The 9,851-nt window shown below is 37.8% G+C and carries 7 protein-coding genes; all 7 read left to right on the forward strand.

Annotated elements, in window-relative coordinates:
• The first annotated feature begins 102 nt into the window (after positions 1 to 102).
• Entirely contained in the window at positions 103 to 1,806 is a 1,704-nt protein-coding gene (locus V7147_RS21310; protein ID WP_335369818.1) for a proline--tRNA ligase, read from the forward strand.
• Between the two features lie 73 nt (positions 1,807 to 1,879).
• Entirely contained in the window at positions 1,880 to 6,193 is a 4,314-nt protein-coding gene (locus V7147_RS21315; RefSeq protein ID WP_335369819.1) for a PolC-type DNA polymerase III, read from the forward strand.
• A 447-nt stretch (positions 6,194 to 6,640) separates the two neighbouring features.
• Positions 6,641 to 7,114, forward strand: coding sequence for a ribosome maturation factor RimP (rimP, locus tag V7147_RS21320; protein ID WP_335369820.1), 474 nt, complete (start codon positions 6,641 to 6,643; stop codon positions 7,112 to 7,114).
• 276 nt (positions 7,115 to 7,390) lie between these two features.
• Positions 7,391 to 8,527: a transcription termination factor NusA gene (nusA, locus tag V7147_RS21325; protein ID WP_335369821.1), complete on the forward strand. Its 1,137-nt coding sequence runs from the start codon at positions 7,391 to 7,393 to the stop codon at positions 8,525 to 8,527.
• Positions 8,528 to 8,538: 11 nt separating this feature from the next.
• Positions 8,539 to 8,808: an RNase P modulator RnpM gene (gene rnpM / locus V7147_RS21330; RefSeq protein WP_335369822.1), complete on the forward strand. Its 270-nt coding sequence runs from the start codon at positions 8,539 to 8,541 to the stop codon at positions 8,806 to 8,808.
• Positions 8,809 to 8,817: 9 nt separating this feature from the next.
• The gene (locus V7147_RS21335) at positions 8,818 to 9,120 is read left to right on the forward strand and encodes a YlxQ family RNA-binding protein (protein WP_335369823.1); all 303 of its coding nucleotides are present in this window, start codon (positions 8,818 to 8,820) and stop codon (positions 9,118 to 9,120) included.
• Positions 9,121 to 9,139: 19 nt separating this feature from the next.
• The coding region (locus V7147_RS21340; protein ID WP_335369824.1) for a translation initiation factor IF-2 N-terminal domain-containing protein at positions 9,140 to 9,851 on the forward strand (712 nt) is incomplete at its 3' end.

The following is a 9,851-nucleotide window of genomic DNA, read 5'->3' on the forward strand; positions in this document are numbered from 1 at the left end:
TTCGACGCACAGGACGTGGCGTTCTTGTCGACGTGGTCACTTTCATCCTCCTTTTGAACATTTATTTAAAATTAAGCTCAAAAATAGAACGAGGTGCAAGATATGAAACAAAGTATGACGCTTATCCCTACACTACGAGAAGAACCAGCAGATGCCGAAATTAAAAGTCACAAGCTACTAATTCGAGCAGGTTTTATTAGACAAACTGCAAGTGGGGTATATAGCTACCTTCCATTAGCAAGGCGTGTTTTACAAAAAATCGAAACAATAGTCCGTGAAGAAATGGAGCGGGCTGGAGCTGCTGAACTCCTGATGCCAGCTTTAACACCTGCAGAGTTATGGCAGGAATCTGGTCGCTGGTATTCTTATGGTCCAGAACTAATGCGCCTCCATGATCGTCATGAGCGTGACTTTGTATTAGGTCCAACACATGAAGAAGTAATTACTAGTCTTGTTCGTGATGAAATCAAATCATATAAAAGATTACCGATTACGCTTTATCAAATTCAAACAAAATTCCGCGATGAAAAGAGACCTCGTTTCGGATTATTACGCGGTCGAGAATTTGTCATGAAGGATGCCTATTCATTCCATGCTGATCATGAAAGCCTCCATGAGGTATATGAAAAAATGTTTACTGCATATTCAAATGTATTTGCGCGTTGCGGACTTAATTTCCGTGCCGTTATTGCAGATTCTGGGGCAATGGGTGGTAAAGATACTCACGAATTCATGGTCTTATCAAAAGTGGGGGAGGATACAATTGCGTATTCTGACACCTCCTCATTTGCGGCAAATATTGAAATGGCACCTGTTGTCATGGAATATCCAAAAAATGAAGAACCTGCCAAAGAGCTAGAAAAAGTAGAGACTATCGAGAAAAAAACAATCGATGAAGTGGCTGCTTTCCTTGACGTTTCAAAGGAAAAATGTATTAAATCGCTTCTTTTCGAAGTAGACGAAAAATTTGTTCTTGTATTAGCTCGTGGTGACCATGAAATAAATGATATAAAAGTGAAGAATTTGCTAGAGGCTACTAATGTGGAATTAGCAAGTACTGAGGATACCGAGCGTATCATGGGCTGTACAGTTGGTTCTTTAGGTCCAATTAATGTTACTAAGGAAATCACTGTCATTGCTGACCATGCGGTTGTCTCGGTTGTTAATGGGGTTTGTGGTGCAAATGAAGAGAATTATCATTTTGTAAATGTTAACCCAGATCGTGATTTTGCAGGAATTCAATATGAAGACCTTCGTTTTATCCAAGAAGGGGACCCTTCGCCGGATGGACAAGGTAGTATTGTATTTGCTGAAGGAATCGAAGTCGGTCATATCTTTAAACTTGGTACACGATATAGTGAAGCTATGGGTGCAACATTCCTTGATGAAAATGGTAGATCACAGCCAATGATTATGGGTTGTTATGGTATCGGAGTGTCTAGAACACTATCTGCAGTTGCTGAGCAGTCGAATGATGAAAATGGGCTAATTTGGCCTGAAAATCTAGCACCATATGATCTACACTTAATTCCTGTAAACATGAAGAATGAAGAACAAAAAGCATTATCTGAATCTTTATATTTAACCTTACAGGAAAGTGGCTATGACGTTTTATTCGATGATCGTGCAGAGCGCCCAGGTGTGAAATTTGCAGATTCTGATTTAATCGGTCTGCCACTGCGAATCACTGTTGGAAAACGTGCTAGCGAAGGTATTGTCGAGATGAAGGTTCGTAAGACAGGGGAAACATTGGAAATAAATATTGAAAATCTTATCGAGACAATTAACGAATATGTAGTAAAATAAATAATAGAAAAGAAAAGGGTACCTCTTTTTTTGAGGTACTCTTAATTATTCTGTCTGAAGAGGGGGAACGAAGATGGAATTATTGCCACAGCAAAAAGAACGTTTTAAAGTATTGCTACAGCAACTGGAATTAACTGACGATGCATTGGTTACACACTTTGCAAATGCAGGCATTGAAAAACTCATGATTGATAAAGAAAAGAAAGCATGGCATTTTTTATTTTTATTTGAAAATGTGATTCCTGCTGATGTCATGAGGATTTTTTCTACACAACTACGTACAAAATTTGCCCATATTGCATCTGTAACCTTCTCTTTGCGAGTCGGGTCTCAGCAAGTGACAGAAGAAATGGTCCAAGACTATTGGCTACTGTGTTTACAAGAATTAGATGGAATCGCACCGCCTATTCTGTCATTATTGCATAATCAAATTCCAACACAACAAGGTCTTAAACTCCATATAAAAACAAGAAATGATACAGAATCCATGGCTATTAAGAAAAAATACGGTCAATTAATAGGAAATGTGTATCAATCCTATGGTTTTCCATTGTTCACGCTAGAGACTGAGGTAGAGGTTTCAAATAAGGAATACGAGCAGTTTTTAGAGAAAAAACAACAAGAAGACCAGGAAAGAGCATTGTTGGCTGTTGCTGACATGCAGAAGAAAGAGAAAGAAAAAGGCCAGGAAAACACTGTTTCCGGTCCGATTGCAATTGGTTATACAATTAAGGATGATGAAGACTTTAAAGAAATTAGTTCAATCCTTGACGAAGAACGTAGAATTGCGATTCAAGGATATATTTTCTTTGCTGAGACTAGGGAATTGCGCAGTGGAAGAACGCTTTTAACCTTTAAAATGACCGACTATACGGATTCAATTCTAGTAAAGGTATTCTCCAGAGATAAAGAGGATGTTCATCTACTACAAGCCATTAAAAAAGGTATGTGGGTTCGCTGTCGAGGAAGCATTCAGAATGATACCTTTGTTAGAGACTTAGTTATGCTTGCAAATGATATAAACGAAATAAAGCCTATGAATGAAAGAAATGACACTGCTCCCGAAGGGGAAAAACGTGTTGAACTTCATTTGCACTCACCGATGAGTCAGATGGATGCGGTAACTTCAGTCAGTCAATATGTTGGACAAGCTAAAAAATGGGGTCACACTGCTATAGCTTTAACAGACCATGCTGTAGCTCAATCATTTCCTGAAGCATACGCAGCTGCGAAGAAAAATGGGATAAAAATGATCTATGGTGTTGAAGCCAATTTAGTCGATGATGGTGTCCCGATTGCTTATAATTCACAGCATCGTAACTTAGATGATGATACTTATGTCGTTTTTGACGTTGAAACAACAGGCTTATCTGCGGTCTACAACACGATTATTGAATTGGCTGCCGTTAAAGTAAAAAATGGTGAAATCATTGATCGATTTGAATCATTTGCTAACCCGCATCACCGCTTAAGTGCGACAACCATCGATCTTACGGGAATTACAGATGATATGGTTAGAAACGCACCAGAAGTTAGTGAGGTCCTCATAAAATTCAATGACTGGACCGAGGATGCGATATTAGTTGCCCATAACGCAAGCTTTGACATGGGCTTTTTAAATGTTGGTTATAAAAAGGCTGGGCTAAATAAAGCAACAAATCCAGTAATTGATACACTTGAACTGGCAAGATTTTTATATCCAGAATTAAAAAATCATCGATTAAATACATTATGTAAAAAATTCGATATCGAATTAACCCAGCATCACCGTGCCATTTATGATGCGGAAGCAACCGGGTACTTAGCCGTTAAACTGTTAAAAGATGCAGCTGAAAAAGAGATTGAGTTCCATGATCAATTGAATGATTATATGGGACAAGGGAAAGCATACCAACGGTCGAGACCTTATCATGCGACATTACTTGCCCAAAATGATGTTGGCCTTAAAAATTTATTTAAATTAGTTTCTATTTCACATATGAATTATTTTTACCGTGTACCCCGAATCCCACGATCGCAGCTACAAAAATATCGTGAAGGTATTTTAGTCGGTTCTGCTTGTGATAAAGGGGAAGTATTTGAAGGAATGATGCAGAAGTCACCTGAGGAAGTAGAGTCAATTGCTCAATTTTATGATTACCTAGAGGTTCAGCCACCTTCAAACTATAAGCATTTATTGGAATTAGATTTGATTCAAAATGAGCGTGAACTTAGGGATATTTTAAAGAATATTGTCAGTCTTGGGGAAAAGCTGAACCTACCGGTAGTTGCTACTGGGAATGTACACTATTTAAACCCAGATGATCATATTTATCGTAAGATTTTAGTAAGGTCTCAGGGTGGGGCAAACCCATTAAATCGACATTCACTTCCAGAAGTTCATTTCCGAACAACGAATGAGATGTTAGATTGTTTCTCTTTTCTAGAAAAAGAGAAAGCAAAGGAAATTGTCGTTACAAACACACAAAAAATAGCAGATATGATTGGTGAAGTGAAGCCAATTAAAGATGATCTATATACACCTAAAATCGAAGGTGCTGAAGATGAAATCAGGAATATGAGCTATAGTATGGCGAAAAGCATCTATGGCGAGGAATTACCTGAAATCGTCGAAAAGCGTTTGGAAAAGGAATTAAAAAGTATCATTGGGCATGGATTCGCAGTAATTTACCTGATTTCCCACAAACTTGTTAAAAAATCACTCGATGATGGATATTTAGTAGGTTCTCGTGGATCGGTAGGTTCTTCGTTAGTTGCGACAATGACGGAAATTACAGAGGTAAATCCATTGCCGCCACATTATGTATGTCCGGACTGTAAGCATTCTGAGTTCTTTAATGACGGTTCGGTCGGTTCTGGATTTGACCTACCAGATAAAGAGTGCCCACAATGCGGCGCGGCATATAAGAAGGATGGTCATGATATTCCGTTCGAAACATTCTTAGGATTTAAGGGAGATAAAGTACCGGATATTGACTTAAACTTCTCTGGTGAGTACCAGCCACGTGCTCATAACTATACAAAGGTATTATTTGGTGAGGATTATGTATATCGTGCTGGAACAATTGGTACTGTAGCTGAAAAAACAGCTTATGGTTATGTAAAAGGCTATGCTAATGATCATAACTTAACAATGCGTGGTGCCGAAACTGATCGTTTAGTTGCTGGTTGTACAGGCGTAAAACGAACAACTGGACAGCATCCGGGTGGTATTATTGTTGTGCCAGACTATATGGATATTTTTGACTTCTCACCAATCCAATTTCCAGCTGATGATACAAGCTCAGAATGGAAAACCACACATTTTGATTTTCACTCCATTCATGACAATGTATTGAAACTAGATATACTTGGACACGATGATCCGACCGTAATCCGGATGCTTCAGGATTTAAGTGGAATTGATCCAAAAACGATTCCAACAGATGACCCTGAGGTAATGAAAATTTTTAGTGGGACTGAATCGCTTGGTGTAACTGAGGAGCAAATTATGTGTAAAACTGGTACCCTTGGGATTCCTGAATTCGGTACACGATTTGTACGGCAAATGCTTGAGGATACAAAGCCGACTACGTTCTCTGAACTAGTTCAGATTTCAGGTCTATCACATGGTACGGATGTTTGGTTGGGGAATGCGCAGGAGCTCATTCATAACAATATTTGTACGCTAAGTGAAGTAATTGGATGTCGTGACGATATCATGGTTTATCTTATCTATAAAGGGTTAGATCCTTCATTAGCATTTAAGATTATGGAATCAGTCCGTAAAGGTAAAGGACTAACAGATGAATTTATTGAAGAAATGAAGAAAAATAATGTCCCGGATTGGTACATTGATTCATGTTTGAAAATCAAATATATGTTCCCGAAAGCCCATGCTGCTGCATATGTATTAATGGCTGTAAGGATTGCTTACTTTAAGGTTCATTTGCCTTTACTCTACTATGCTGCATACTTTACTGTTCGCGCAGATGATTTTGATGTTGAAGCCATGGTTCGAGGTTCAAGTACAATTCGAGCTAGAATTGAAGAAATTAATGCAAAAGGACTTGATGCAGCACCTAAAGAAAAGACCCTTTTAACAGTTCTTGAGCTAGCACTTGAAATGTGTGAACGTGGATTTGCCTTTAATAAAATTGATTTATATCGCTCAAGTGCATCAGAATTTATCATTGATGGAGATGCACTTATTCCTCCGTTCAATTCAATTCCTGGACTAGGTACAAACGCTGCGATTAATATAGTGAATGCAAGAGAACAAGGTGAATTTTTGTCAAAAGAAGATTTACAAAAGCGTGGTAAAGTATCGAAAACAATCATGGAATACCTTGATAACCTTGGTTGCTTAGCAAATATGCCTGAACAAAATCAATTATCCTTGTTCTAATTTTTCGATGTCTAGCGCAAGCAGCCTAGCCCCTCACTGGTCTAGCCAATCCGTCATGATGGATAAAAGACATCTTTCTTGCCGGCTTGTCTTATGCTTGTCGGACTTGAACAGGACGTGCTGACATCGACGTTTGCCACAGGACGTGGCAGTAGTTAGTCGATGATCCCCTTTGCAAGGCGCCTGCGCTTTTAAATTTATTTGCATATAAATAGCGATTATGTTATAGTTTTTATGGAAATGCTATGTATAATTACTGGTAAAAGAGTGGGGCTTCCCACTCTTTATTCTTTGGCTGAGGCTAAAATTGTGTAACAACTTTCTTTTAAGATGGAACTTCTCTATATTTTCCAACTGCCTCCCTGCTACTATAGCAGGGTGTTTTTACACTACTTAGGAAATACTAAAGTACAAAAACATATTCCTTATCAGCTTAGGAGGAAAAACATGAGTAAAAAGGTAACACAAATAGTGGAAGAATTAGTGATACCTATATTAACCGGATTACAATTGGAACTTGTTGATGTTGAGTTTGTAAAGGAAGGGAAAGACTGGTTTCTTCGTGTCTTTATCGACTCTGAAAAAGGGGTTGATATAGAAGATTGTGGAACAGTTAGTGAAAAATTAAGTGAAAAGCTTGATGAAGTAGATCCTATTCCTTATAACTATTTTCTCGAAGTATCAAGTCCAGGTGCCGAACGCCCGTTGAAAAAGGCGAGTGACTTCGAAAAAGCAATTGGAAAACAGGTGTATGTAAAAACATACGAACCAATTGATGGTGAAAAGATATTTGAAGGGGAGCTTACATCATTTGATGGAAGCACAATCTCAATCAACATTATGGTCAAAACACGCAAAAAATCTGTTGAAATTCCGTATGAAAAAGTTGCAAATGCAAGACTTGCTGTTACTTTCCATTAACTTTATTCAATAGAAATTCCGCTTTATTGGTGGGTTCATGAATGAAATATGAGTTTAAATTCAGTAGGAGTATAAACTCCGATTGAATAAAGTTAAAGCCTTCGGCGGATGCCACGATTTTGTAAAGGTAATCTTACAATCAGTAAGATTAAAGACTAAAAACGCCACATCCTGTGGCAATGTCTTTATGACTCACTTCTTGTGGGCCGAAAACTCGGGCACCAATATGCCAGGCGCATTTGATTATTAGAGTTCAAGAGGGGGATTAGAAAACGAATGAGTAGTGAATTATTAGATGCCTTAACATTGCTCGAGAAAGAAAAAGGCATTAGCAAAGATGTAATTATTGAAGCAATAGAGGCAGCACTTATATCTGCATATAAGCGGAATTTTAATCAGGCTCAGAATGTTAGAGTCGATTTAAACCTAGCAAATGGTTCAATGCGTGTGTTTGCTAGAAAAGATGTAGTAGATGAAGTGTTTGACCCTAGACTCGAGATCTCCTTAGACGAGGCTAGAACCATTAATCCAAATTACCAAGTAGAAGACGTTGTTGAAATCGAAGTAACACCAAAAGACTTTGGTAGAATTGCTGCACAAACAGCAAAGCAAGTTGTAACTCAACGTGTACGTGAGGCAGAAAGAGGAGTTATCTATTCGGAGTTTATTGATCGTGAAGAAGATATCATGACGGGAATCGTTCAGCGTCTAGACTCTAAATTTATCTATGTAAGCTTAGGGAAAATTGAAGCTTTGCTTCCGGTAAACGAACAAATGCCAAATGAGCAATATAAACCACATGACAGAATTAAAGTTTACATAACAAAGGTTGAAAGAACAACAAAAGGACCACAAATCTTTGTTTCTAGAACACATCCTGGGTTATTAAAACGACTTTTTGAAATCGAAGTTCCGGAAATCTATGATGGAACAGTCGAAATTAAGTCAGTTGCGAGAGAAGCTGGTGATCGTTCTAAAATCTCTGTTCACTCTGATAATCATGAGGTTGACCCAGTGGGATCTTGTGTTGGTCCTAAGGGACAGCGTGTTCAAGCAATTGTTAACGAACTAAAGGGTGAAAAAATTGATATTGTCAAATGGTCTGATGATCCAGTTGTTTTCGTAGCAAATGCTTTAAGTCCATCTAAAGTACTTGATGTAATTGTTAATGAAGAAGAAAAAGCAACTACAGTAGTCGTTCCTGACTATCAATTATCATTAGCAATTGGAAAACGCGGGCAAAATGCACGTTTGGCAGCAAAATTAACAGGGTGGAAAATTGATATTAAGAGTCAATCAGAAGCAGAACAAGCGGGAATTTACCCTAGAGAAAGCTTTGGTTTATTTGACGAAAACGATGAAGAAGAACCAGAGGACGAAGCATTCGATTTGCAAACTGAAGAAATCGAGTGAGGTGAAGGAAATTGGTAGGAAATAAAAAAATACCATTACGAAAATGCATAGCTAGTGGTGAAATGAAGCCAAAAAAGGAACTTGTAAGAATTGTACGATCCAAAGAAGGCGAAGTTTCAATTGACCTCACTGGAAAAAAGTCTGGTCGTGGTGCATACCTCAGTAAGGACAAAGAATGTATTTTACTTGCTAAGAAAAGGAACATTCTTTCAAGCCAACTGAAAGCTACGATTGATGATTCAATCTATGAAGAATTACTTCAATTGGTAGAAAAGGAGTAGGCTTTATAGATGGAAAATAAGGAATGGACGTCATTATTGGGTCTTGCCAATCGAGCGAGGAAAGTCATTTCAGGTGAAGAACTTGTTGTGAAGGAAATTCGCAATGGAAATGCAAAGCTAGTTCTCTTATCTGAAGATGCGTCAGCAAACACTACAAAAAAAATTACGGATAAAAGCGCATATTATCAAGTTCAACTTCGTACTGTATGCGACAGATATACATTGGGTCATTCAATTGGAAAGGATGCCAGAGTGGTTGTCGCAATAACAGAAAGTGGGTTTGCTAAAAAGATTAGTCACTTGCTCGATTAACATATTTGGGGGTGAACATATGAGTAGAATGCGTGTATACGAATATGCAAAAAAACAAAATATCTCAAGCAAAGAAGTTATTACTAAGCTTAAAGAGATGGACATTGAGGTTAAAAATCATATGGCAACAATTGAGGGAGATATTTTGAAGAAGCTAGATCAAACATTGGGAAAGAACTCAGAACAGGTTAAGCCTGCAACGGAACAAAACAAAAATAGTAAACCAAAACCCACTACTAATGACAATAAAGAAGTGGTTGCCAAACAAGAAACAAAGAAGAATCCTGTACAACCTAAAAATCGTGACGGTAAAAAAACCGAAAATGTAGGACAAAAAAAGGGATTCCAGTCTAATAATAATAGAAATAATAAAAATAATAAAAACAAACAAAGAGGCAATAATCGTCAACATCCAAATCAACATCAACCTGTTCAACCAAAGCCTGAAAAGAAATTGCCTGAAAAAATTACGTTTATCGGTTCATTAACGGTTGGAGAATTAGCTGGAAAACTTGGCAAAGAGCCTTCAGAAATAATTAAGAAGCTTTTCATGTTGGGTGTTATGGCTACAATTAACCAAGAACTTGATAAGGATTCAATTGAATTGATTGCTTCAGAATATGGTGTAGCGGTAGAAGAAGAAATTGTCTTTGAAGTTACAGAATTTGAACAGTATGTAGAAGAAGATAAAGAAGAGGATCTTATTGAAAGGCCTTCAATCGTAACAATCA

Source organism: Bacillus sp. JJ1521 (genome assembly GCF_036965165.1).
Taxonomy (GTDB): Bacteria; Bacillota; Bacilli; order Bacillales; family Bacillaceae_L; genus Ferdinandcohnia.